The 25,133-nt window shown below is 70.1% G+C and carries 20 protein-coding genes; 5 read left to right on the top strand and 15 right to left on the bottom strand.

Going from position 1 to position 25,133, the window contains the following annotated elements; translation table 11 throughout:
- Window positions 1-53 precede the first annotated feature (53 nt).
- The 13 genes from OG289_RS41235 to OG289_RS41175 form a co-directional block, all read right to left on the bottom strand.
- Entirely contained in the window at window positions 54-1,268 is a 1,215-nt protein-coding gene (locus OG289_RS41235; protein ID WP_327319114.1) for an inositol-3-phosphate synthase, read from the bottom strand.
- An 83-nt stretch (window positions 1,269-1,351) separates the two neighbouring features.
- Window positions 1,352-2,713, bottom strand: coding sequence for a ThuA domain-containing protein (locus tag OG289_RS41230; protein ID WP_327319113.1), 1,362 nt, complete (start codon window positions 2,711-2,713; stop codon window positions 1,352-1,354).
- An 11-nt stretch (window positions 2,714-2,724) separates the two neighbouring features.
- The gene (locus OG289_RS41225) at window positions 2,725-5,238 is read right to left on the bottom strand and encodes a PQQ-dependent sugar dehydrogenase (RefSeq protein ID WP_327319112.1); all 2,514 of its coding nucleotides are present in this window, start codon (window positions 5,236-5,238) and stop codon (window positions 2,725-2,727) included.
- Window positions 5,239-5,341: 103 nt separating this feature from the next.
- Complete coding sequence (locus OG289_RS41220) at window positions 5,342-6,340, bottom strand: sugar phosphate isomerase/epimerase family protein (protein ID WP_327319111.1); 999 nt, start codon at window positions 6,338-6,340, stop codon at window positions 5,342-5,344.
- A 21-nt stretch (window positions 6,341-6,361) separates the two neighbouring features.
- Window positions 6,362-7,570 (bottom strand): Gfo/Idh/MocA family protein, encoded by a 1,209-nt coding sequence (locus tag OG289_RS41215; protein ID WP_327319110.1) that lies wholly within the window; start codon window positions 7,568-7,570, stop codon window positions 6,362-6,364.
- 629 nt (window positions 7,571-8,199) lie between these two features.
- On the bottom strand, window positions 8,200-9,261 hold the full coding sequence (locus OG289_RS41210) for a substrate-binding domain-containing protein (protein ID WP_327319109.1): 1,062 nt from the start codon (window positions 9,259-9,261) through the stop codon (window positions 8,200-8,202).
- 17 nt (window positions 9,262-9,278) lie between these two features.
- Window positions 9,279-10,295 carry an ABC transporter permease gene (locus tag OG289_RS41205; RefSeq protein WP_327319108.1) on the bottom strand — a complete coding sequence of 339 codons (1,017 nt, stop codon included), beginning with the start codon at window positions 10,293-10,295 and terminating at the stop codon, window positions 9,279-9,281.
- Window positions 10,292-11,794, bottom strand: coding sequence for a sugar ABC transporter ATP-binding protein (locus OG289_RS41200; RefSeq protein ID WP_442819123.1), 1,503 nt, complete (start codon window positions 11,792-11,794; stop codon window positions 10,292-10,294). The genes OG289_RS41205 and OG289_RS41200 overlap by 4 nt, the downstream gene beginning before the upstream one ends.
- 186 nt (window positions 11,795-11,980) lie before the next feature.
- On the bottom strand, window positions 11,981-13,162 hold the full coding sequence (locus tag OG289_RS41195) for an ROK family transcriptional regulator (protein WP_327319106.1): 1,182 nt from the start codon (window positions 13,160-13,162) through the stop codon (window positions 11,981-11,983).
- A 525-nt stretch (window positions 13,163-13,687) separates the two neighbouring features.
- Window positions 13,688-14,365, bottom strand: a complete 678-nt coding sequence (locus OG289_RS41190) for a GntR family transcriptional regulator (protein ID WP_327319105.1) — start codon at window positions 14,363-14,365, stop codon at window positions 13,688-13,690.
- A 268-nt stretch (window positions 14,366-14,633) separates the two neighbouring features.
- A complete protein-coding gene (locus tag OG289_RS41185; RefSeq protein WP_327319104.1) occupies window positions 14,634-15,581 on the bottom strand; it encodes a beta-ketoacyl-ACP synthase III in 948 nt (315 codons plus the stop codon).
- 177 nt (window positions 15,582-15,758) lie between these two features.
- The gene (locus tag OG289_RS41180) at window positions 15,759-15,896 is read right to left on the bottom strand and encodes an MFS transporter small subunit (RefSeq protein WP_173877651.1); all 138 of its coding nucleotides are present in this window, start codon (window positions 15,894-15,896) and stop codon (window positions 15,759-15,761) included.
- Window positions 15,862-17,196, bottom strand: coding sequence for an OFA family MFS transporter (locus OG289_RS41175; protein ID WP_327319102.1), 1,335 nt, complete (start codon window positions 17,194-17,196; stop codon window positions 15,862-15,864). Before OG289_RS41175 ends, OG289_RS41180 begins: the two co-directional genes overlap by 35 nt.
- Window positions 17,197-17,521: 325 nt before the next feature.
- Here OG289_RS41175 and OG289_RS41170 point away from each other — a divergent pair, with 325 nt between their 5' ends.
- From OG289_RS41170 to fdhD, 5 genes are read left to right on the top strand one after another with little or no spacing between them, the layout of a single operon-like run.
- Window positions 17,522-18,493 (top strand): 2-dehydropantoate 2-reductase, encoded by a 972-nt coding sequence (locus OG289_RS41170; protein WP_327319101.1) that lies wholly within the window; start codon window positions 17,522-17,524, stop codon window positions 18,491-18,493.
- Between the two features lie 16 nt (window positions 18,494-18,509).
- The gene (locus OG289_RS41165) at window positions 18,510-20,435 is read left to right on the top strand and encodes a molybdopterin oxidoreductase family protein (protein ID WP_327319100.1); all 1,926 of its coding nucleotides are present in this window, start codon (window positions 18,510-18,512) and stop codon (window positions 20,433-20,435) included.
- A 4-nt stretch (window positions 20,436-20,439) separates the two neighbouring features.
- Complete coding sequence (locus OG289_RS41160; RefSeq protein ID WP_327319099.1) at window positions 20,440-22,272, top strand: NAD(P)H-dependent oxidoreductase subunit E; 1,833 nt, start codon at window positions 20,440-20,442, stop codon at window positions 22,270-22,272.
- Complete coding sequence (locus OG289_RS41155) at window positions 22,269-23,129, top strand: 2Fe-2S iron-sulfur cluster-binding protein (protein ID WP_327319098.1); 861 nt, start codon at window positions 22,269-22,271, stop codon at window positions 23,127-23,129. Before OG289_RS41160 ends, OG289_RS41155 begins: the two co-directional genes overlap by 4 nt.
- Window positions 23,130-23,136: 7 nt before the next feature.
- Window positions 23,137-23,985, top strand: a complete 849-nt coding sequence (gene fdhD / locus OG289_RS41150; protein WP_327319097.1) for a formate dehydrogenase accessory sulfurtransferase FdhD — start codon at window positions 23,137-23,139, stop codon at window positions 23,983-23,985.
- A gap of 107 nt (window positions 23,986-24,092) precedes the next feature.
- Here the strand turns inward: fdhD and OG289_RS41145 are convergent, their stop codons facing one another.
- A complete protein-coding gene (locus tag OG289_RS41145) occupies window positions 24,093-24,620 on the bottom strand; it encodes an isochorismatase family protein (RefSeq protein ID WP_327319096.1) in 528 nt (175 codons plus the stop codon).
- A 19-nt stretch (window positions 24,621-24,639) separates the two neighbouring features.
- Window positions 24,640-25,077 (bottom strand): MarR family winged helix-turn-helix transcriptional regulator, encoded by a 438-nt coding sequence (locus tag OG289_RS41140; protein WP_327319095.1) that lies wholly within the window; start codon window positions 25,075-25,077, stop codon window positions 24,640-24,642.
- Window positions 25,078-25,133 lie beyond the last annotated feature (56 nt).

Here is a 25,133-nt window from a genome sequence, read left to right as displayed (position 1 = left end):
GTCGGCCTCCGTGGTCGTCCGCCCGGCCACTGCGCGCACCGCCCCGCCCCCGCTCACCGTGTCTCCTCGCCGGAGCCCGGCTCGGACTCGTGTCGTGCCTCGGGTGTCTTGCCCTCGTCGCGTGTGCCCCGCTCGCCCCGCACACCCGGCCCGCCCTTCAGCCGTCGGGCGAACATCTGCATCTCCGCGTGCTGCTCCGCCAAGGCCGACGGCGCGTCGCCCACGGGGTCCTTGAAGAAGAAGGCGAGTTCGGTGAGCGGACCTGACAGGCCGGCTTCGTGGGCGCGGGCGGCGAGGCGGGCCAGGTCGAGGACGAGGGGTGCGGCCAGCGCGGAGTCACAGCCCTGCCAGATGGTCTGGAGGATCATGCGGGTGCCGAGGAACCCGTCGAAGGCGACGTGGTCCCAGGCGGTCTTCCAGTCCCCCAGGACGGGAACGTCGTCAATGTGTACCTGCCCCTCGGGGGTCGCACCGAGAGTGTCGGCGAGGACGCGCCCCTTGCCCGCGTTCTTCGCCTCGGCGGCCGCCGGGTCGGCCAGGGCGGCCCCGTCGCCGCCGCCCAGGAGATTGGTTCCGGACCAGGCCCGGACGGTGAGCGCCCGCTGGGCGAACATCGGGCCCAGGGCGGAACGCAGGAGCGTCTGGCCGGTCTTGCCGTCGCGTCCGGCGTACGGCAGTCCGCTCGACTCCGCCACCGGCGCCAGCGCCGGGTGGTGCAGCCCCGTGGACGGCGTGAAGTTCACGTACGGGCAGCCCGCGCGCAGGGCGGCCGCCGCGTACAGCGAACTCGGCGGAAGCGTCGATCCGTTCGCCGCGGGCTCGGTGGAGGCCACGTTCACCACGACCGCGCGCGCAAGACCGCACCGGCGCACGAAGTCCCGCAGGTCGGCGGTGAACGAGGCGATCAGCTGCTCCTCGTCGCGGTTGTCCCCCCGGACCGGGCCTCCGGGTCTGATCTCCCGGTCGGCGGCGGCGAGTTCGGCGGCGACCGCCGCGGGCAGGCCGGCCGGGAGGACTCCTCCGGCCGCAAGTTGCTCGGCGCGTTTGGGCAGGGGGCAGTCGGATGTGTCGTGTCCGCCGAAGACGAGGCATGACAGGGCCGGCAGGCAGCTGTCGGCGAAGGCGGGCGACTCGGTGACCAGGCCCGTCGGCGGGTGCAGGCCGGCCGTGACGGCGGCGCATCCGGCGACCACGGTGGTGGCCACGGAGCCGCGAGCCCCGATCAGCCAGACGCCGACGCGCGGGGGACGGGAGAGGGACGCGGACATGGGCAGCCTCCTTGTCGTGCGCGAACCCCGGAGTACGAGGGGTGACGGCGGGCGAGGGTCCGGCGTCCCCCGCCCGCCGCCGTTCAGTCGCCCTTGCCGGGCAGTTCCTTGACGGGCAGTTCCTTGATCCGGACGTCGCGGAAGGACACCTGGTCGTCGGCTCCGTGGTTCTGCAGGCCGATGTGTCCGTCGCGCAGGCTCCGGGCCGGATCGGTGTTGCTGAAGTCGTTGATCTTCACGCCGTTGAGCCAGACGCGCAGGCGTTCGCCCTCCACGCGGATCTCGTACGTGTTCCACTCCCCCGGCGGGTTCAGCGCGCGGTCGCGCTTTTTCAGGTCCGCGGACCTGAATCCGTAGACGGACCCTGTGGTCTTCTCGGGGACGTCGGTGGTGTCGATCTGGATCTCGTAGCCGTTGTTCACGGCGGACCACGGGTCGTCCGAGGGCGGGAAGCCCACGAACACACCGGAGTTGTCGTCACCGGAACCGCTCGGTTCGCCGGCCGTGGTCTTCCAGTCGAGCTTCAGGGAGTACGCCCCGAAGCTCCGGCCGGCGTACCAGAGCAGACCCATGCCGCCCGTCGACGTCAGCGTGCCGTCGTCGGAGAGGGTGAAGGAGCCCGGTCCGGCCTGCCGCCAGCCGTCCAGAGACGTGCCGTCGAAGAGTGGACGGTATCCGTTCTCCGGTCGACAGTCCGCACGCACGTCGTCGACCGCATACAGGATCCCGCCCAGCAGGTGTCTACGGAACACCGGATCCGCGTAGGACTCCGTCGTGTGGCCGCCCCCTGTGTAGAAGGCGCGGCCCCCCTGATAGTTCTGACACCAGGCGATCGGATGGTCGCCGTTCATGGTGCCGCCCGTATACGACGACTCGTCGAGCGAGGCCAGGACGTGGACCCGCTCGCGCGGGTTGGAGCGGTAGTTGTACCACTCGTCGGTGCGGTTCCAGGCACGGTCGAGTCCCGAGGTCGCCGGGTGGGCCCGGTCCTCGACGTCGACCGTCGCGGACTGGATCGCCGGGTGCGACTGGAACCATGCGCCGACGAGGCCGCCGTAGAACGCCCAGTCGTACTCGGTGTCGGCCGCCGCATGGATCCCGACGTAGCCTCCGCCGTGCCGGATGTAGTCCTCGAAGGCGGCCTGTTGACCGGCATCCAGGACGTCCCCGGTCGTCGACAGGAAGACGACGGCGTCGTAGCGCCGCAGGTTCGCCGGCGTGAACGCGCCCGCGTCCTCGGTCGCGTCGACCCTGAAGCCACCCGTCTCGCCGAGCTCCCGCACGGCCGTGACGCCGTCCGGAATCGAGTCGTGCCGGAAACCGGCCGTCTTGGAGAAGACCAGCACCCGTCGGCCGTCGTCCGGGGAAGCGGAGTGGGACGCGGCCGGCTGTGCGAGGCAGCCGAGGAGCAGCACGGCCCCGGCGACAGCGCTCACTGTGCGCATACCTGCCTCCCTCAGCTCGTCGCCGTCGTGAAGGTGAAGTCGTCCACCTCGTACAGGGATCCGCTGCCACCCTTGAAGACCAGGTAGAGCGTGGTCGTGCCCCTCGGGGCGCGGGACAGGCCGGCGCTGACGTCCTGGTAGGTGTCCCAGCTGCCCGTGACCGGCACGGTCGCCCTGCCGAGCAGGGTGCCCCTCGGCGAGCCCGCGCGGACCTCGAGGGTGCCGCCGGCGCCGGCCGAGGAGACCCTGGCGGTGATCTTCTGGGCGTTGCCGAGCGCATACGGCGTGAAGGAGATCCAGTCGCCATGGGAGAGGTCACCGACCGTGCGGCCGCCGTGGGCGGACTCGCGTGCGGTCACCGTGACACCGGAGGCGTCGCCGAAGTGCTCGGCCTGACGGTGGCGGGGCTGGAGGACGCTCTGGTCGTGCGAGGTGAGCGCGTCCTGTCCACCGCCTCCGCCGTCGGTGTACTCGGCGTCGAGGACCCCGAATATGTTGGCGTCCTCGTCGTGGCCGCCGTCGGCGCTGGTCTGGAGGGTGCCGGTGCAGCCGTTGGCCGAGGTCACCGGGTGGCCGTGACTGTCGTGGCCGAGGATGAAGGTGACCTCGACCTTGGAGCAGTCGATCGCCGTGCCGTCCTCGGGGTCGGTGACCCTCACCTTGAACGGGATCGCGTCGCCGAAGCTGAACAACTGCCCGTCCTTCGGCGTCTCCAGGATCACCTTCGGGGCCGTGTTCCCGACGACGATCTGCACGCTCGCGCTGCCGGTGCGGCCGGAGCCGTCCTCGGCGGTCAGGGTCGCGGTGTACGTGCCGTTCTCCTTGTACCGGTGCGTGGGGCCGGCCGCCGTCGAGGTGCCGCCGTCACCGAAGTCCCAGCGGTAAGTGAGCGTGTCGCCGTCCTGGTCGGCGGTGCCGGCGGAGGAGAAACGTACCTTCAGGGGGGCCTGTCCGGAGGTGCGGTCGGCCGCGGCCTGGGCGACCGGGGAGTGGCCGTCAGTGGCGTTCTCGATGCGGTACAGAGCCGAGTTCTCGTCTCCGCCGAACCAGGCGGTGCCGTAGTCGAGGACGTACAGCGCCCCGTCCGGCCCGAACGCCATGTCCATGATCTGCGTGCCGGTCCACGGAACGGGATCGATCGACTGCACGGAGCCGTTCGCGTCGCTGACGATGCGCTTGATCCAGCGGCGGCCGAACTCCCCGGCGAAGAAATTCCCGTCGTACGCCTCGGGGAACTTCACCGGCGAGTCGAGCGAGGGGTCGTAGTGGTAGACGGGGCCGCCCATCGGGGACTCCGAACCGTCGCCCAACTCGGGTATCGAGGCGCCGTCGTACGGGATCCAGGCAGGCTGTGCCGGGGGCAGATCGGTCAGGCCGGTGTTGTGCGGCGAGGTGTTCTTGGGGGCGGCGCAGTCGAAGGGCGCGCCGGATACACCGGTCGCAAAATCGTATGCGACATACGGGTCATTGTCGCCCGTGCAGAACGGCCACCCGAAGTTGCCGGGACCGGTGACGCGCGCGAACTCGACCTGGCCGGCCGGCCCACGGGCCGGGTCGGCGGCGCCGGCGTCCGGGCCGTAGTCGCCGACGTAGAGGATGCCGGTGGCCTTGTCGACGCTGAAGCGGAACGGGTTACGGAAACCCATCGCATAGATCTCGGGCCGCGTCCTGTCCGTACCGGGCGCGAAGAGGTTGCCGTCGGGGATGGCGTACGAGCCGTCGGCGTTCACCTTGATGCGCAGGATCTTGCCGCGCAGGTCGTTGGTGTTTCCGGCGGAACGGCGGGCGTCGAAGGCGGGGTTGCGTCCGTCGCGGTCGTCGATGGGAGTGAAGCCGTCCGACTGGAAGGGGTTGGTGTCGTCGCCGGTGGACAGGTAGAGGTTTCCCGCCGCGTCGAAGTCGATGTCGCCGCCGACGTGGCAGCACAGGCCGCGCGAAGCGGGAACGTCCAGGATCTTCGTCTCGCTCGTGGTGTCGAGCGTCCCGTCCGTCTTCAGCACGAAGCGGGAGAGGCGGTTGACGCCGTCGAAGGGGGCGAAGTCTGCGGCCGTTCCGGTCTCGGGCGCGTCGCCCGCCGGGGTGTCCAACGGCGGTGCGTAGTAGAGGTAGATGAAGCGGTTGGTGACGAACTCCGGGTCCACACCGATACCTTGGAGGCCCTCCTCGTCGTGGGAGTAGACGTCGAGCTTGCCGGCCGGCCGGGTGTTGCCCGCGGCGTCGGTGAGTCGGAGTTCACCGTCTCGCGAGGTGTGCAGGACCGAACGGTCGGGCAGGACGGCGAGCGACATGGGCTCGCCGACCTCGGCCTCCCCCTTGGCGAGGGTGACCTGCTGGAAGTCCTCGGCGGCCGTGACCACCGGGTCGGCGACGGCAGCACCGGCCCGGGGTGTGGTGAGGGCGAGGGACGCGCCGGCCAGCAGGACGCCGCCCAGGAGGGCGGTCGCTCTGCGCAGCGAGGGACGTCGCCGCCTGTGGGTCTCGGCTCTGCCGGTGCGGGTACGGGGGGTGGGGTCGTTCCCGTGCACGGGTGCCTCCAGGATGGGGCTGGTTGTACGGGCGGGTGCTTACGCCGGGATGCGCCGTCACCCCGGAGAGCTGATGGGTAGTCAGAGATGCCTGAGTTCGGCCTCAGTTGCCGAATGCCGCGTCGAAGGAGGCCGACGGCGGCTCGAAGTCGTAGGCCTTGAGGCGGGTCAGCGCCTCGGGGGCGCCCTGACGCCGGTCCATGCCGGCGTCCTCCCACTCCACGGAGATCGGACCCAGGTAGTCGATGGATCGCAGCATGCGGAAGACGTCCTCCCAGGGGACGTCGCCGTGGCCGGCGGAGACGAAGTCCCAGCCGCGGCGCGGGTCACCCCAGGGCAGGTGGGAGCCGAGGCGGCCGTTGCGGCCGTCGAGGCGCTTGCGGGCCTCCTTGCAGTCCACGTGGTAGATGCGGTCGCGGAAATCCCACAGGAAGCCGACCGGGTCCAGGTCCTGCCACACGAAGTGGCTCGGATCGAAGTTGAGGCCGAATGCCGGTCGACGGTCGACCGCGTCCAGCGTGCGTACAGTCGTCCAGTAGTCGTATGCGATCTCGCTGGGGTGGACCTCGTGTGCGAACCGCACGCCCTGCGCGTCGAAGACGTCGAGGATCGGGTTCCAGCGCTCGGCGAAGTCCTCGTAGCCTCGCGCGATCATCGACTCGGGGGCGGGCGGGAACATGGCGACCAGGTGCCAGATCGCGGAGCCGGTGAAGCCGATCACCGTGTCGACGCCGAAGGCTGCCGCGGCCCGCGCGGTGTCGGCGATCTCCACGGCGGCTCTTTGCCGGACGCCTTCCGGCTCGCCGTCGCCCCAGATGCGGGCGGGCAGAATGGCCTGGTGGCGTTCGTCGATGATGGCGTCGCAGACCGCCTGACCCACCAGGTGATTGGAGATGGCCCAGCACTTCAGCCCGTACTTGTCGAGGAGTTGGTGGCGGGACCTCACATACTCGGGGTCCGCGAGCGCCTTGTCGACCTCGAAGTGATCGCCCCAGCAGGCGAGTTCGAGGCCGTCATAGCCGAAATCGCGGGCGAGGCGGCAGACCTCCTCCAGGGGCACGTCGGCCCACTGGCCGGTGAAGAGTGTGAACGTGCGCGGCATGCTCCAGGCCCTCCTCGTTCCTCAGTCCGCTATCGGCGTGTAGACGGAGCTCTTCTCGGCGCTCTCCTCGACGGCCGCCAGGACTCGCTGCACCTGCAGTCCCTCGGCGAAGGAGGGTTCGGGGCGGCTGCCCTCGGCGACGGCATGGACCAGGTCGCGGGCCTGGTGGACGAAGGTGTGCTCGTAGCCGAGGCCGTGCCCCGGCGGCCACCAGGCCTCCAGGTAGGGGTGGTCGGGTTCGGTGACGAGGATGCGGCGGAAGCCGGCGTGCGTGCCGGGTTCGGTGGCGTCGTGGAACCAGAGTTCGTTGAGGCGCTCCAGATCGAAGGCCAGCGAGCCGCGCTCACCGTTGAGTTCGAGACGCAGAGCGTTCTTGCGTCCGGTGGCGAACCGGGTCGCCTCGAAGGAGGCGAGCGCCCCGGAGGCGAAGCGGCCGGTGAACAGGGCCGCGTCGTCGACGGTGACCGTGCCGGTGCCGTCGGCGGACGTCGCGCTCAGGCCGCTCGTCGCACCTCCGGGCAAAGGGCGCTGCCGCACGAAGGTCTCGGTGATCGCGGAGACTCCGGCGAGCCGCTCCCCCGCCAGGTGTTGTGCGAGGTCGACAATGTGCGCACCCAGGTCGCCGAGCGAGCCGGAGCCGGCCAATTCCCTGCGCAGCCGCCAGGTCAACGGGAAGGCCGGGTCCACGAGCCAGTCCTGAAGGTACGTCACCCGCACATGTCGCAGGGTGCCCAGCCTGCCCTCGGCGACCATCCGCCGAGCCAGGGCGGTCGCCGGGACGCGGCGGTAGTTGAACCCGACCATCGCCAACTGACCACGGTCGTATGCAGTTTCGGCGGCATGAGCCATGGTCTCGGCTTCCTCGACCGTGTTCGCGAGGGGCTTCTCGCACAGCACGTGCTTGCCGGCGGCCAGCGCCGCGACGGCGATCTCGGCGTGCGAGTCGCCGGGAGTGCAGATGTCGACGAGGTCGACGTCGTCCCTGGCGATCAGGGCACGCCAGTCGGTCTCGGTCGCCGCCCAGCCATGCCGGTCGGCCGCCACGCGCACGGCGGAGGCGTCGCGGCCGCAGATCACGGCGAGGACCGGGCGGCGGGGCAGGTCGAAGACGCGGCCCGCGGTGCGCCAGCCCTGGGAGTGGGCGGCGCCCATGAACGCGTAACCGACCATCCCCACGCGGAGCGGCGGCTTGCCGGCCTCCGGTCCTGCTGACTGCTGCGGCTGTTCCATACGGTGGTCCTCCTTGTCGTCGTGGCACGGTGGGGGGTGGGACGCCGTCGGCCCACGCTCGGACCGTCCGACAGGTGCGCGGTGGAGTAGATGGCGTCGGCCTGGCGGCGGGCGTTGTGGCCCGCTGGGCAGGGCTCGCCCGGACGGACGACGCTCGCCGGAACCGGAACCGGAATCGGAGCCGAGTCCCGGTGGCCGGTGGGCGGCTCCGACCCGTCGAACGGAGAACGACCCCTGGTGACCCTTGGCCCTTACAGCGAGAGCCGACGGCTCCGATACGGCCGTGCGGAGCCCGCTTCCCGCGCATCCGGTGGCGCCTGCGCCTGAAGCCGTGAGCTACTGTCCTGGCGGGCCCAGCACGGCTCCCTGGAAGGCGGTGGCCCCTGCGCCGCGCCGAAAGGCTCGGACCCTCCCGCGCAGCAATCGCCTTCTTCGACATCGGTTTCCCCTACGCCCGCCCCGTGCAAGGCCCCGGATCCGAAAGCTCCGGTCCACCCGGCGGGGCACCCCTCGCCCCGAAGCCCGAAGCCCGAACTCTCGACTCCAACCCCCACAGCCCACAGCCCGCGGCTCAGTGCCCATGGCCCGCACCCCGGCGGTCGGCCCTCGCCCGCCGGACAGGGCGCGCCCTACTTGAAGCCGGTGGACATGTACTGGTCGACGTTGGTCTTGTCGACGACCGCCGAATAGAGAGTGATCGAGGCGGGGATCTCGTATTCGGCAAGGCCACCGACGCCCTTGCCCTGGCCGAGGGCGCGGGCGAGGTCGATCGCGGAGGCGGCCATGGTCGGCGGGTAGAGAACGGTTGCCTTCAGTACGCCGTTGTCCTGCTTGATCGCCTGGAATGCGGCAAGCGCACCCGCGCCGCCGACCATCAGGAAGTCGTCCCGCCCGGCCTGCTCGATGGCGCGCAGCGCGCCCACGCCCTGGTCGTCGTCGTGGTTCCACAGGGCGTCGAACTTGGGCTGTGCCTGGAGAAGTTGGGCCATCTTCGCCTGGCCCGACTCGACCGTGAACTCGGCGGCCTGACGGGCCACCTTCTTGATGTCGGGGTAGTTCTTGAGGGCGTCGTCGAAGCCCTTGGTGCGCTGCTTGGTGAGCTCCAGGTTGTCCAGCCCGGCCAGTTCGATCACGCGGGCATCAGGCTTTCCCTTGAGTTTCTCCCCGATGTAGTGCCCGGCGTTGAGGCCCATGCCGTAATTGTCGCCGCCAACCCAACACCGGTACGCCTGGGGGGTGTTGAAGATCCGGTCGAGGTTGACGACGGGAATGCCCGCGCGCATCGCCTTCAGGCCGACCTGGGTGAGGGCCTTGCCGTCGGCGGGCAGCACGACCAGGACGTCGACCTTCTTGTTGATGAGGGTCTCGATCTGGCCGATCTGCTGGGCGGTGTCGTTCGAGCCCTCGGTGATCTCCAGGGTCACGTCGGAGTACTTCTTCGCGCGGCTCTCGGCGTTGTCGTTGATGGCGTTGAGCCAGCCGTGGTCGGCCTGCGGTCCGGCGAAGCCGATGGTGACCTTCTTGCCGGGCTTGTCGTCGGCGGCCGGCTGGTCGTTCGCGGCCGGTTCCTCCTCCTTGGAGTCATTGCTGGTGCAACCCGCGAGGAGAGTGCCGGCGGAGACGGCGGCGGCCCCGAAGAGCATTCCTCTGCGACTGGTGAAGCGGTTCGGATAAGGCGTCGGCTCTGGCATGGCGGTGAACCCTTTCCTCAGTTCGTGCTCGCGGTACGACGCTGGACCAGCACGGCGGCGACGATGATCGCGCCCTTGGCGATCTGCTGGACGTCGCTCTGCAGGTTGTTCAGGGCGAAGATGTTGGTGATCGTGGTGAAGATCAGTACGCCGAGCACGGAGCCGGTGATGGTGCCACGTCCTCCGCTGAGCAGGGTGCCGCCGATGATCGCGGCCGCAATGGCGTCGAGTTCGTAGAGATTGCCGTTGGTGTTCTGGCCGGAGCCGGACAGGATGATCAGCAGGAAGGCGGCGATGCCGCAGCACAGTCCGGACAGCAGGTAGAGATAGAGCCGTTGGCGGCGTACGTCGATGCCGGCGAGCCGGGCGGCCTCCGCGTTGCCGCCGACGGCGACCGTGCGGCGGCCGAAGGTGGTGCGGTTCAGCACCAGCCAGCCGATGACCGTCACGATCGCGAAGACGATCACGAGTGGCGGGACGCCGAGCACGTATGCGTCGCGCTCGCCCAGATCGAGGATGCCGTCGACGTCAACGATCTGCGTGCGACCGTCCGTGATCTGCAGCGCCAGTCCGCGCGCGGAGGCCAGCATGGCGAGCGTCGCGATGAACGGCACCATCCCCCCGTAGGCGATGAGCAGTCCATTGACCAGGCCGCAGCCCACGCCGACGATCACCGCGGTGAAGAGAATGCCCGCGAAACCGTATTCCTGGGTGGCGACCGTGGTGGCCCACACCGAGGCGAGAGCGACGATCGCGCCGACCGAGAGGTCGATGCCCCCGGAGGTGATGACGAAGGTCATGCCGACGGTCACCACACCGATCACCGAGGCCTGGGTGAGGACGAGTTGGAGGTTGCGGGTGTCGAGGAACTCGTCCGGTTTGGTGATCCCGCCGATCACGACGAGCACGGCGAGCACACCGAGCAGGGAGAGGGTGCGGAGGTCAGCGCGGGCCACCAGGGTGCGCCAGGCGGGGAGCGGGATCTGCGGCACCTTGTCGGTGCTGTTCCGCGGTGGGGAGACGGGCTGCGTCATGACGCCGGGCTTCCTTCCATGACGAGATCGAGTACGCGGTGTTCGTCCAGCTCACGGGCGGGCGCCGTGTGGACGACGTGGCCCTCGCGGAGCACCAGCACGCGGTCGGCGAGGCCGAGCACCTCGGGGACCTCGCTGGAGACCAGCAGCACGGCGAGGCCCTCGTCAGCCAGTCGACGGACGACTGCATACAGTTCAGCTCGGGCGCCGACGTCGACGCCGCGTGTCGGCTCGTCGAGCAGCAGGACCCGGCAGCCGCGCAACAGCCAGCGGGCCAGGACCGCCTTCTGCTGGTTGCCGCCGGACAGGGTGCGCACGGGAACGGACGGACTGTCGGGACGCAGGGACAGCTCACGCGTCGCGGCCTGCGCCGCCCCTCGTTCGGTCCGCCGGTCGATCCAACCCCCGTGTGAGAAACGGGACATGGAGGAGACGGAGACGTTACGGGTGACGGACTCCAACATCAGCAGGGCCTGCGCCTTGCGTTCCTCGGGGGCGAGCCCGAGCCCGGCCCGAACGGCGGCGCGCACGCTACCGGGGCGCAACGACCGCCCGTCGACCAGGACGTGGCCCGCGCTGGGCTTTCGCGCTCCGTAGATCGTCTCCAGGATCTCCGAGCGGCCCGAGCCGACCAGCCCGGCGAGGCCGACGATCTCCCCAGGGCGCACGGTCAGGTCGAGGGACGCGAACTCGCCGTCCCGGGCGAGCCCCCGCACCTCCAGTACGGGCTTCCCGTCCACGGCGGCGGCCGTGTCGCCCGACGGCCGCTCGGGGAAGACGTACTCGACGTTGCGCCCCGTCATCAACGCAACGACCTCGCGCGTCGGCGTCGTGTTCGCGGGCAGTCCGCCCGCCACCGCCCGTCCGTCCTTGAGCACGGTCACGCGGTCGCCGATACGCCGGATCTCCTCCAGGCGGTGCGAGATGTAGACGACGGCCACTCCGTCGGCGGTCAGATCACCGACGATACGGAACAGGTTGTCGACTTCGTCGGGGTCGAGGGCTGCGGACGGTTCGTCCATCACGATGAGCCGTACGTCGTGCGAGAGGGCCCGCGCCATGGAGACGATCTGCTGCTGCGCCGCCGACAACTCGCCCACCAGCCGGGCCGGATCGATCTCCTGGTGCCCAAGCCGCCTCAACAGAGCCGCCGTTGAGGCTCGCGCCACCTTCGCTCGTACGACGAATCCGGCCGCCGTGGGTTCATGACCCAGGTGGACGTTCTCGGCCACCGACAGGTGCTCCACCAGGTCGAGTTCCTGGTAGATGGTGGCGATACCGAGGCGCATGGCGGCGATCGGCGAGCGCAGGGTGACGGGGTCGCCCTGCCAGCGGATGACGCCGTCGTCGGGCTGGTGGGCGCCGGCCAGGACCTTGATGAGGGTGGACTTCCCGGCGCCGTTCTGACCGAGCAGACAGTGCACTTCGCCGGCCTGGACGTCGAGGTCGACGCCGTCCAACGCCCGTACTCCGGGAAAGGACTTGGTGATGCCGGACATGCTGAGCAGCGGTGGTGATGCCATGTGGGTTCCCCTCGGCGGGCGTGCGGGCCGGAGTCAGGGCAGAACGAAGTCGTTGTTCTCAGGGCAGGGCAGGGCAGGCAGGGCCGAGCAGGGCGAGGCAGGGCGCTGTGCTGGTGAACCGTGTCGGTGTCGGGCTTGCCGGGATCGCGTCGGGTAGCGGGCTTACGCGGGTGAGAACAGGTGGTCGCTGATCAGTCGGGCCGCGCCGATCACGCCGGCGGTGGGTCCCAACTCCCCCAGGACGATGGGTAGGTTGCCGGTCGCGAGAGGAAGCGACTGGCGGTACACCTGGGTGCGGATCGCGGCGAGCAGCGTGTGTCCGAGTCCGGTCACCCCGCCGCCGATCACCACCAGGCCGGGATTGAAGAACGAGACGAGTCCGGCGATGACCTGGCCGACCCGGTTGCCGCCCTCGCGGATCATCTCGAGGCAGGTGGCGTCGCCCGCGGCGGCCGCGGCGGCGACGTCGACGGCGGTGAGTCCGCCGTTCGTCTCCAGTCGTGCCGCGAGTTCCATGGAGAGGCCCTGCTGGGCCGCCTCCGTCGCGTCACGAGCCAGGGCCGCCCCGCTGAAGTAGGCCTCCAGGCACCCCCTGTTGCCGCAGGCGCACGGACGGCCGTCGGGCACGGCCTGGATGTGCCCGATGTCGCCCGCGCTGCCGGTCGTACCGCGGTAGACCTGGCCGCCGACGACGATGCCGCAGCCGATGCCGGTGCCGATCTTGACGCAGAGGAAGTCGGCGACGGTGCGGGCCACGCCCGCGTGCTGCTCCCCCATCGCCATGAGGTTCACGTCGTTGTCGACCATGACCGGGCAGCCGAGTTCCTGGCTGAGCGCCTCCCGCACGGGAAAGCCGTCCCAGCCCGGCATGATCGGCGGCGCGACCGGCACCCCCTCGGGAAAACGAACCGGACCGGGTACACCGATGCCGGCGCCATCGAAGCCCTCGGCGAGTCCCGTCGCCCTCAACTTCGCGGCCATGGACAGAACTTGCTCGAAGACAGCGACCGGTCCCTCACGCACGTCGAGGGGCTGGTTGAGGTGTCCGAGGGTCTCCAGTTCGGCGTTGGTGACCGCGACATCGACCGAGGTCGCGCCGATGTCGACGCCGAGGAGGCGCAGCCCAGGGTTGAGTCGGACGTTGTGGGAGCGGCGGCCACCGCGCGAGGCGGCGAGTCCGTCGGCCACGACCAGCCCCGTCTCCAGGAGCCGGTCCACCTCCACGGCCAGCTTGGACCGGGACAGGTCGACCCGATCACCCAGCTGGGCACGGGAGTTGGGGCCACTGTCCCGCAACAGCTTGAGCAGACGGGCCTGGTGAGCGTTCGCGGGTCGTGCCGTCATGCGTCTCACGAGCCCCTCCCCGCCTCAATTCGGCCACCAGTGTCGGGCTTTCGAAGGGAACGTAGCAGCGGCTGCCGAACCTGGGAAGAAGCCGTGCACGGATTGCTGTCAACTTTCTCCACTCACAGGACAAAGAGCGGTGACAGCACATGGGTACGGGCCCGGTCGCGCGGCGGTCGTCCAGTGGTGAGCGCCCTGTGGCGAACGCCCTGCGCGCGGGACGGGGAGCCGGCCGAGGCGGCGTTCCGCGCCATACCCCCGCGGACTCGCCCCCTTGCCGGCGTTGAACGCGCACTTACTCCGCATTCCTGCCGATGCTGCTCGACATCGCCCTTCCGGCATCGGATGCGCAGAAACCCGCAGCCACTGCGCCGAACACCCGTACACGGGACCGGGGTTGGCCGTGGCAACCGTTCTCCTGCTCGGCATCGACGTGTCGGCCGTCGCCGAATCATCCGCCGGGGTCGCGGCGTTGGCGGGAATCCGTCCGGTCGGGACCCGCCGAGGCATGCGCCTCGAGGCGGTTCAGGACTTGTCGCGGGCGTGATACGAGCGCCGGGTGTGCTCGGTGTGCTCGCGCATCAGCCGGGTGGCCAACTGCTCGTCGTGGGCGACGATCGCGGTGATCAGTTCGCGGTGCTCGTCCCAGGACTGGTGGCCGCGCTGCCGGGCGATCGGCGTGTAGTACCAGCGCACCCGGCGGTCGACCTGGGCCGCCAGCTCGGCGAGGACCGCGTTGCCCGCGAGCTCCATGACCTTGGCGTGGAAGCGGGCGTTCAGGGCGACGGCGGCGTCCACGTCGTCCTTGGCGACGGCCAGCTGCCCCTGGGCCTGGATCTCGTCCAGGGCCTCGATCCCGGCCTGGTCCGCGTGCGCGGCGGCGAGCCGGGCGGCTTCGGCCTCCAACAGCGTGCGAACGGTGAGGAGTTGGTCCGCCTCCTCCTCGGTCGGCTCGTGCACGAACGCGCCCTGGGCGGGTCTGAGGTCCACCCACCCCTCGGTGTTCAGCCTCTGCAGCGCCTCACGCACCGGCTGTCGTGAGACGCCGAGGTGCGCGGCGAGCTCGCTCTCGACGAGGTGCTGGCCGGGCTGGAGGGCGCGGGTGGTGATGAGTTCGAGCAGTGCCTCGTAGACGCGGTCGCGCAGCGGGCCGGGCCGTTCCAGCTTGGGCACCGCGCCCTGCGGCAGTCCTGTCGACAACATCGGTCGATCCCCCTCCTCGGCAACACCGGGCAATGCACCCCGCAAGCCACGTATCGATTGACGTCTCGGCTCGATCGACGTACCGGCCCTCCGCAGCCGGTCGACTGTCCACAGCCGAGTATCGATTGCCTTTCGTCTACAGTCTACGGCGGACAGTAGACCAGAGCCGGGCACAGTCGATCGCGTCACACTACGCCGCGGTCTCCCGTACGAGCCGCCCACGAGACCCGCCCCGACGGCCTCGTCCCGCTCCCGTCCCTGTCCCCGCTCACGGGCAGCGCACGACCTGTCCCGCGTACGACAGGTTGCCGCCGAAGCCGAACAGCAGCACCGGGTCCCCCGTGGAGACGGCGCCCTGCTCGACGAGCTTGGAGAAGGCCAGGGGAATGCTGGCGGCGGAGGTGTTACCCGATTCGGTGACGTCGCGCGCGACCACCGCATTGACGGCGCCGATCTTCTGCGCGAGGGGTTCGATGATGCGCAGGTTCGCCTGGTGCAGGACGACGGCGGCGAGGTCCTCGGGCGTGAGTCCGGCGCGCTCGCAGGCCTGGCGTGCCAGGGGTGGCAGCTGGGTGGTGGCCCAGCGGTAGACGCTCTGCCCCTCCTGCGCGAACCGCGCCGGCTGACCCTCGATCCGCACCGCGTGGCCCATCTCGGGCACCGAACCCCACAGCACGGGCGCGATGCCGGGCTCGACCCCGTCCGGACAGGCCTCGACCACGGCGGCGCCCGCTCCGTCGCCGACGAGTACGCAGGTGGTGCGGTCGCTCCAGTCGGTCACCTCGGACATCTTGTCTGCGCCGATGACCAGGGCGCGGGTCGCGGCGCCGGCGCGGAGGGTGTGGTCGGCGGTGGCCAGCGCGTGGGTGAAACCGGCGCAGACGACATTGACGTCCATCGCGGCCGGCTGTGGAACGCCGAGCCGGGCGGCGACCCGAGCGGCCATGTTGGGCGAGCGGTCGACGGCCGTGGAGGTCGCGACCAGCACCAGGTCGATGTCGCCCGGCGCGAGGCCGGCCGACGCGAGCGCCTTTGCGGCGGCGTGCGCGGCCAGCTCGTCCACTGGCTCGTCGGGGCCGGCGATGTGGCGCGTGCGGATGCCCACCCGGCTCCTGATCCACTCGTCACTGGTGTCGACCAAGCCCGCCAGGTCCTCGTTGGTGAGCACCTTGGCGGGCTGGTAGTGGCCGACGGCGGCGATGCGCGAGCCGTTCATTGGGGGTCCCCCTCGTTGCCTTGGGTAGCGGGATCCTCCAGTCTGATCAGTGACTCACGGGTACGAGGGCGCGTGAAGCGACAGGAAACCGGTTCCCGGGTTGTCGGCTTCCCCATAGCCCTCGGGGCCCGAACAACCGTCGAACGCCCCCCGCCGAATACCCACCCCCGGAAACCGCTACCCGGTGAACAGCTGCGTCGCCTTCTGTACGAGCTCGTACAGCCCGTAAGCGAGCGGGGCCCCGACCCACAGCCAGGCGAAGGCGATCAGCGGCCGCCGGTCAGGCTGCGGACTCGGGCTGCTGTCGTTCGACATCGGCGGCCTCCTTCTGGACGGGCACATGGTGGCGCACATGGACGGGCCGGACGAGTTCGTTGGCGACGAAGCCGACGGCGAGCAGCCCGATCATGATGAACAGGGACAGGGTGTACAGCGACGAGCCGTGCTTTCCGGCGTCCTCCTGCCGGTCGGCGATCCAGTTGACGATCAGCGGGCCGAGCACGCCGGCCGTGGACCAGGCGGTGAGCAGCCGACCGTGGATCGCGCCGACCTGGTAAGTCCCGAACAGGTCCTTGAGGTAGGCGGGGATCGTCGCGAAGCCGCCGCCGTAGAAGGAGAGGATCACCAGCGCACACAGGACGAACAGGGGTTTCGACGAGTCGCCGATCAGCGCGATCAGCCCGTACATCAGGGCGCCGACGCCCAGGTACACCCGGTAGATGTTCTTGCGTCCGATCAGGTCGGAGGTCGACGACCAGCCGATCCGGCCGGCCATGTTCGCCGCGGACAGCAGGGCGACGAAGCCGGCTGCCGCGGACACCGAGACCGGGGTGGCGCCGTCGGCGAAGAAGTCCCTGATCATCGGGGCGGCCTTCTCCAGGATGCCGATGCCGGCGGTCACGTTCATGCAGAGCACGACCCACAGGCACCAGAACTGCGGGGTGCGCACCGCGCCGCGCGCCGAGACCTGCACACCCTCGACGGCGCTCGACCCGCCCGCGACCGGGCGCTCGCCGCGCGGCACCCGCACCAGCAGTACGCCCAGCGTCATGAATACCGCATACGAAAGCCCGTGTACGAGAAACGCGAGCGCGATCCCGGAGCTGTCGGAGCCGAACGACTCCAGCATCTGCGCCGACCAGGGAGAGGCGATGAGCGCACCGCCGCCGAAGCCCATGATGGCGATGCCGGTGGCCATGCCGGGGCGATCCGGGAACCACTTGATCAAGGTGGAGACGGGCGAGATGTAACCGATACCGAGGCCGATTCCGCCGACGAAGCCGTAGCCGAGGACGATCAGCCAGTACTGCTCGGTGGCGGCGCCGAGCGCGGAGATCAGGAAGCCGGACGAGAAGCAGACCAGGGCGACGGTCATCGCCCAGCGCGGTCCGTTGCGCTCCACCAGCGTGCCGCCGAAGGCCGCGGACAGGCCGAGCATGACGATGGCGAGCTGGAACGGGAGCGCGCTCTGCGTGCCGCTGAGGCCGAGCGCCGACTCCAGCGGCGGCTTGAACACGGACCACGCGTAGGCCTGGCCGATGGAGAGATGGACCGAGAGCGCGGCCGGGGGGACGAGCCAGCGGCTCCAGCCGGGCGGTGCGACAGGGGGACTCATGAATCCTGAACGGTAGGAATCCGCAGCGGTGTTGAAAAGGCGGCGCGTCGACGGCTTTCGGTGAACGGTATGCGAGCTGCGCCGAACGGTCGGACCAGCCGGTCCCCGAAACCGCTTACGAGACCCGTCCCGGGACCACTCGAGGGCCCTTCCGGGCTCCCACGCGGACCAGGCCCCGGCACGCTCCCGCCCATTCCCGGCTCTGCGGGAACCCATGCCACCCTGCGCGTACCCTTGCCGCCCCAACCTCCATACTGTAGACAATATTTCGTCGACAGAGTTCGACAGTTCCTCGGTACCCACGACCGAACGGAGCTCCCTCGCAATGAAAGTCGCAGTCCTCGGCGCCGGTGCGATCGGCGCCTACGTCGGTGCAGCGCTCCACCGCGCGGGCGCCGACGTGCATCTCGTCGCCCGTGGACCGCATCTCGCGGCCATGAGGCGGGACGGGGTGCGGGTACTCAGTCCACGCGGCGACTTCACCGCCCGCGCCCATGCCACCGACGACCCGGCCGAGATCGGCCCGGTCGACTTCGTCTTCCTCGGCCTCAAGGCCCACTCGTACGCGGCGTGCGGGCCGCTGATCGAGCCCCTGCTGCACGAGTCCACCGCGGTGGTCGCCGCCCAGAACGGCATCCCCTGGTGGTACTTCCACCGACACGACGGCCCCTACGACGGCCGACGCGTCGAGAGCGTGGACCCGGACGGCGCGGTCAGTGCGGTGCTCGCGCCCGAACGGGCCGTCGGCTGCGTGGTCTACGCGGCCACCGAGCTCGAAGGGCCGGGCGTCGTACGTCACTTGGAAGGTACCCGGTTCTCCATCGGCGAGCCCGATCGCAGCGTCTCGACGCGCTGTCTGGCCCTGAGCGAGGCCATGCGGGCCGGTGGGCTGAAGTGCCCGGTGGAACCGGGGCTGCGCAACGACATCTGGCTCAAGCTGCTGGGCAACATCTCCTTCAATCCGATCAGCGCGCTGGCCCGCGCGACCATGCGGCAGATGTGCCTGCACGGCGGCACCCGCCAGGTCATCGAGACGATGATGCGCGAAACGCTGACGGTCGCCGAGGCCCTCGGCTGCGCGGTGGGCGTCTCCATCGAACGCCGGCTCGCGGGCGCGGAGCGGGTCGGCGACCACCGCACCTCCACACTCCAGGACCTGGAGCGCGGCAAGCCGCTCGAACTCGACGTACTCCTTGCGGCCGTCGTGGAGTTGGCGGAGATCACCGGCGTGCAGGTCCCCACCCTGCGGACCGTGCACGCCATTTCGGACCTGCTCGCCCTGAGGAGCGCCGCATGAACGCTGGGAAGCACACATGAGGAAACGCGACCGGACACCGAAGACCTACACCCGACTCACCCGACCGCTCATCAGGGACTCCCGCAACGCACCTTTCCGCGAAGCGAGTTGGGGGGAGGCCCTGGAGCGCACCGCGCGGGGCCTGCAGCGCAACCGCGGCGCGTTCGGCATGTTCTCCTGCGCCCGTGCGACCAACGAGATGAACTATGTGGCGCAGAAGTTCGCCCGGGTCGTCATGGGCACCAACAACGTCGACTCGTGCAACCGCACCTGCCACGCGCCGAGCGTCGCGGGTCTGTCGGCCGCCTTCGGCTCCGGCGGCGGGACGTCGTCGTACGAGGAGATCGAGCACACGGACGTCATCGTGATGTGGGGCTCCAACGCCCGCTTCGCGCATCCGATCTTCTTCCAGCACGTCCTGAAGGGGATCAGGAACGGCGCGCGGATGTACGCGGTCGACCCCCGGCGGACGTCCACCGCCGAGTGGGCGGAGAGCTGGCTCGGTCTCAACGTGGGCACGGACATCCCGATGGCGCACGCGATCGGCCGCGAGATCATCCACGCGGGGCTGGCCAACGAGGTGTTCGTCGAGCGGGCGACCAGCGACTTCGAGGAGTACAAGGCTCTCGTCGAACCCTGGACGCTGTCCCTCGCGGAGAAGGTTACGGGCGTACCGGCTGCCGCCATCGGGGAGTTGGCGCACGCCTATGCCCGCGCCGAGCGTGCCCAGCTGTGCTGGACCCTCGGCATCACCGAGCACCACAACGGCACGGACAACGTGCGTGCGCTCATCAACCTGTCGCTGCTGACCGGGCACGTGGGGCGTTACGCCTCCGGGCTGCAACCGCTGCGCGGCCAGAACAACGTGCAGGGCGGCGGCGACATGGGCGCCATCCCCAACCGCCTCCCCGGCTTCCAGGACATCCTCGATCCCGCCGCCCGGCTGACATTCGAGTCGGCCTGGGACACGGTCATCGAGCCTCACTACGGACTGAACCTGACGGAGATGTTCGAGGCGATGGAGGAGGGCTCGCTGACGGCCGTCTACTGCATCGGTGAGAACCCGGCGCAGTCGGAGGCGGACAGCGTGCAGGCCGTACGACGGCTGCGGGCCCTCGACTTCCTCGTCGTGCAGGACATCTTCCTCACGAAGACGGCCGAGTTGGCGGACGTCGTCCTGCCGGCGACGGCCGGCTGGGCGGAGACGAACGGCACCACCACCAACAGTGAGCGGCGGGTTCAGCGGGTGCGGCGCGCGGTCACCCCGCCGGGCGAGGCCCGCGAGGACATCGACATCCTCTGCGACCTGGCGGGACGACTCGGCCACGAGTGGAAGTACGCGGACGCGGAGGCCGTCTGGAACGAGCTCAGGTCGGTTTCCCCGGACCACTACGGAATGACGTACCACCGACTGGAGGAGCATCAGGGCATCCAGTGGCCGTGTCCGAGCACCGACCGTCTCGAACCCACGTATCTGCATGGCCGGTTGTGGGAGAAGGAGCCGCAGCGGGTGGGCAGGCGGGCACCGTTCGGGATCGTGCGGCACGACCCGCCGGTCGACCTCACGGACGAGGAGTATCCGATCCGGCTGACGACCGGCCGACGGCTCGACTCGTACAACACCGGTGTGCAGAGCGGCAGTTTCGCCTCCCCGCTGCGGCGCGGCGAGTTCGTCGAGCTGTGCCCGGAGGACGCCGAGCGCCATGGAATCGTCGTCGGCGAGGAGGTCCGGGTGACCTCGCGGCGCGGATCCGTGGTGGCACCCGTCTGGATCGACACCGCCCTGCGGCCCGGTCTCGCCTTCATGACCATGCACTTTCCCGACGAGGTGGACACCAACCAGCTGACGATCGAGGCCAATTGCCCGATCGCGGGGACGGCGGAGTTCAAGGCGTCGGCGATCCGGATCGAGAAGCTCCCGGCTCCGACCCCTGTGAGGTGATCTCGTGGATCTGCACTTCGGCGACAGCAAGCCGACGGACGAGGAACGGGCGGCTGTCGACGCCCTGTTCGGCCCACCGGAGTCCTCGTGGGAGGGCGCGGCCCGCGATGAGATGAGGGCCGCGGATCTCAGGTGGGCGCGAGGCGGCCGCGAGGCCCGGGACCGCCGCGAACTGCTGCTGCCGGGGCTGCACGCCGTCAACGACCGGGTCGGCTGGATCAGTGAGGGCGCCCTCGACTACCTGTGCCGTCGCCTGACGGTGCCCCCGGCGGAGGCGTACGGCGTCGCCACCTTCTACGCGATGTTCTCGGTCAAACCCCGGCCGGCGACCGTACTGCACGTGTGCACCGACCTCGCCTGCACGGCCGCGGGCGCCTCGCGGCTGTGCGCCGGGATCGAGGCACGCCTGGGCCCCGGCAGCGGTGTGTCCGTCGAGCGCGACCCCTGCCTCGGCCTGTGCGAACGCGCCCCGGCCGCGCTCGCGATCAGGGCGGGCGATCCGGTGCGTACGGCGGTGTCGGCGCCGGCGACCGTCGAGGCGGCCGTACTCGCCGCGAGCGCGCCCGACTCGGCCCCCGAGGAGCCGCCTCCGGTGACGGCGGTGCCCCAGGCCGGGGGTCCGTCGCTCACCCTGCTGAGCCGGGTCGGTGTGGTGGACCCGTCGTCACTCGACGACTACCGGGCCCACGGCGGCTACACGGCCCTGCGCCGGGCGTTCGCGCTCGGTCCCGCCGGAGTCATCCGCGAGGTCACCGACTCCGGCCTGCTCGGGCGCGGCGGCGCCGCCTTCCCCACCGGCCGCAAGTGGCAGGCCACGGCGTCCCAGCCCGATCATCCGCACTACCTGGTGTGCAACGCGGACGAGTCCGAGCCGGGCACCTTCAAGGACCGGGTGCTCATGGAGGGCGACCCGTACGCGCTGGTGGAGGCGATGACGGTCGCGGCGTATGCGATCGGCGCCCATAAGGGATACCTGTATCTCCGCGGCGAGTATCCACGCGCGGTACACCGTATGCAATATGCGGTCGACCGTACACGTGAGCGCGGGCTGCTCGGCGACGACATCCTCGGCCAGGGCTACGCCTTCGACATCGAGATCCGGCGGGGCGCCGGCGCCTACATCTGCGGCGAGGAGACGGCCCTGTTCAACTCCATCGAGGGCCATCGGGGCGAGCCGCGCTCGAAACCGCCGTTCGCGGTGGAGAAGGGCCTGTTCGGCAAGCCGACGGTCGAGAACAACGTGGAGACGCTGGTCAACGTCCTGCCGATCCTCACCATGGGCGCGCCGGCCTACGCGACGATCGGGACGGCCAGGTCCACCGGCTCCAAGCTGTTCTGCGTGTCGGGCAGCGTCGCACTTCCCGGCGTCTACGAACTCCCCTTCGGTGCGACGCTGGGCGAACTGCTCGCCCTCGCCGGGGCCGGCGAGGGCCTGCGCGCCGTACTGCTCGGCGGCGCGGCCGGCGGCTTCGTACGGCCCGACGAACTCGACATCCCACTGACCTTCGAGGGCACCCGGGAGGCGGGCACCACGCTCGGTTCGGGGGCCGTCATGGCCTTCGACGCCACCGTCCCGCTGCCCCGACTGCTGTTGCGGATCGCCGAGTTCTTCCGCGACGAGTCGTGCGGGCAGTGTGTGCCGTGCCGGGTCGGAACCGTGCGACAGGAGGAGGCGTTGCACCGGATCGTGGAGCGGACCGGGGCCGACGCAGCCGGCGACATCGCTCTGTTGCGCGAGGTCGGCCGCGCGATGCGGGACGCCTCGATCTGCGGTCTGGGACAGACCGCGTGGAACGCCGTGGAATCCGCCATCGACCGTCTGGGGGCGTACGAATGACCGTGACACCGCTGGGGATCCCGCGCCGCCTGCTGGAGTTCACGATCGACGGCGAGGCGGCCGGGGTGCCGGAGGGCTCGACGATCCTCGACGCCTGCCGGGCGGCAGGGAAGGACGTCCCGACCCTCTGCCAGGGCGACACGCTGCGGCCGAAGAACGCCTGCCGGGTGTGCGTCGTGGAGGTCGAGGGCTCACGCGCCCTCGTCCCCGCCTGCTCCCGCAAGGCCGAACCGGGCATGGTGGTGAAGACGGACACCGAGCGCGCCCGGCACAGCCGCAAGATCGTTCTCGAACTGCTCGCGTCCTCGGTCGACCTGTCCACGACACCATTGGTCGCGGAATGGATCAAGGAGTACGAGGCGAAGCCGGACCGCTTCGGGCCGGACGCGGCCCGGCTCAACGAGGAGCCGAAGATCGACAACGATCTCTATGTACGCGATTACGACAAGTGCATCCTTTGTTACAAGTGCGTGGACGCCTGCGGTGACCAGTGGCAGAACACCTTCGCGATCTCCGTCGCGGGGCGCGGTTTCGACGCCCGGATCGCCGTCGAACACGACGCTGCGCTGACCGACTCGGCGTGCGTGTACTGCGGGAACTGCATCGAGGTGTGCCCGACGGGGGCACTGTCCTTCAAGTCCGAGTTCGACCTACGGGCGGCCGGGAACTGGGACGAATCGACGCAGACGCGGACCACGACGGTGTGCGCGTACTGCGGGGTGGGCTGCAACCTCACGCTCCATGTGCAGGACAATGAGATCGTGAAGGTCACGTCACCGCACGACAACCCGGTGACCCACGGCAATCTCTGCATCAAGGGCCGCTTCGGCTACCAGCACGTACAGAACCGGGGCTGATCACGACATGGGACGAGTCACCGAACGACGCAAGGTGATCCGCATCAGGGACGGAGTGGTCTCCGCCCGGCCGGACACCCTCGTCGCCGAGGAACCACTGGAGATCCGACTGAACGGCAAGCCGCTCGCGATCACCATGCGCACGCCCGGTGACGACTTCGCGCTGGCCGCCGGCTTCCTGGTCAGCGAAGGTGTACTGGCCACCGCATCCGATCTGCTGAATATCGTCTACTGTGCGGGCGCGACGGTCGACGGCTCCAACACCTACAACGTGGTCGACGTACGGACGTCTCCCGGTGTGACGATCCCCGACATCACCCTCGAGCGGAACGTCTACACCACCTCCTCCTGCGGCCTGTGCGGCAAGGCCAGCCTGGACGCGGTCCGTACGACGACCCGCTGGCCCATCGCCGACACTCCCCCGCTCCGGATCGAGCCCGAGCTGCTCGCGAGCCTCCCCGACCGGCTGCGCGGGGCCCAGCGGGTGTTCGACCGGACCGGGGGGCTCCACGCGGCGGCCCTGTTCTCCGAGGACGGCGAGCTGCTCGACGTCCGGGAGGACGTGGGGCGGCACAACGCGGTCGACAAGCTGGTCGGCCGCGCCCTGCAGAACGGGGACCTGCCCCTGTCACGGACGATCCTGCTGGTCTCGGGCCGGGCCTCGTTCGAACTGGCGCAGAAGGCGGTGATGGCGGGCATCCCGGTGCTCGCGGCGGTCTCGGCGCCCTCCTCCCTGGCGGTGGACCTGGCCACGGAGACCGGGCTGACTCTGGTGGGCTTCCTGCGGGGCAGTTCCATGAACGTGTACGCGGGTGAGGACCGCATCGCCCTGCGGACCGCGGCCGCCCACGGCTGATCCGGTCCCCCGCGGCACGGCGGCGGGGCCCCGAACGGCGGGGAGCGCCCCCTGCGCCGCAGGGGCCCCGCCTCAACCCACCCCTTCCTCCTCGAGTTCGCCCCGCCTCAGACGCTCGTGAACCGCACCTCGGCCGCCCGCGCCACCGCCCCCAGCCGGGGAAAGTCCAGCTTCACCGACGCCTCGTGCTCGGCCTCGGTGAGAGCGGACATCCCGTCCTCGACGAAGACCAGGTCGTAGCCGAGATCGCCGGCGGCGCGGGCGGTGGACTCGACGCCGAGGTTGGTGGCGATGCCGCCGAACACGAGGGTGGTGACGCCGAGTTCGCGAAGGCGGTCGTCCAGGCCGGTGCCCTGGAAGGCGCCGATCGTGTGCTTGACGATCTCCAAGTCGCCTTCCTGGACCAGCCCTTGGACCAGACCGCTGCCGGACGGCTGTTCGGCGACACCGGGGCGCTCGACACGAACCAGCACGACGAGGGCTCCGGCCGAGCGGAACTTCGCCGCCAACTCCTCGGCAGCAGCCAGTACTTCGGTGCCCTTACGGGGCTCCAGGGGCAGCGCGACGATGCGGTCCATCAGGTCGACGAGGACAAGGGCGGTGCGCGCGGGGTCGAGCGCGAGAGGTGCGGTCATGACGGAACGTTATCCACCGTCAGCCGTCCGTGCCGGAAATCCGGATCAACAGGCCCATGAACTGGTCCCGTTCGGCCTCGGAGAGCGGGGCGAGCAGCTCGGCGTTCGCGTCTCGGGCGGCCTTCTCGCAGCGCTGGAGCAGCCGTTGTCCCTCCTCGGTGAGCGACACGGCGTTCTTCCGACGGTCACCGGGATCCGGTTCGCGCACGGCGAGGCCCGCGGCCTGCAGGTCGTTGAGGATGCCGACGAGGTCCTTGGGGTCGAGTCCGACACTGCGACCGAGGTCGGCCTGGGCGACGGGGGCGAGGTCGCGGACGGCGGAGAGCACGACGTGGTGCCACATCTTGAGGCCCTCGGCGGCAAGAGCGTCGGCAACCAGGGCCCGCCCCCGCGCGGCGGCCCGGCCGAGAAGCCAGCTGGGGAGGGAGCGGATGGCGGCGAGAGGCGCTTCGGGCATGGTCACATCCTACCGAATTCATTGGGCAACCCAATGAATTTCGGATACCGTTGGGA

It is taken from the genome of Streptomyces sp. NBC_01235, from assembly GCF_035989285.1.
Lineage (GTDB): Bacteria > Actinomycetota > Actinomycetes > Streptomycetales > Streptomycetaceae > Streptomyces.
The sequence above is the reverse complement of the archived record's forward strand: the minus strand, read 5'-3'. Positions and strand labels throughout refer to the sequence as shown.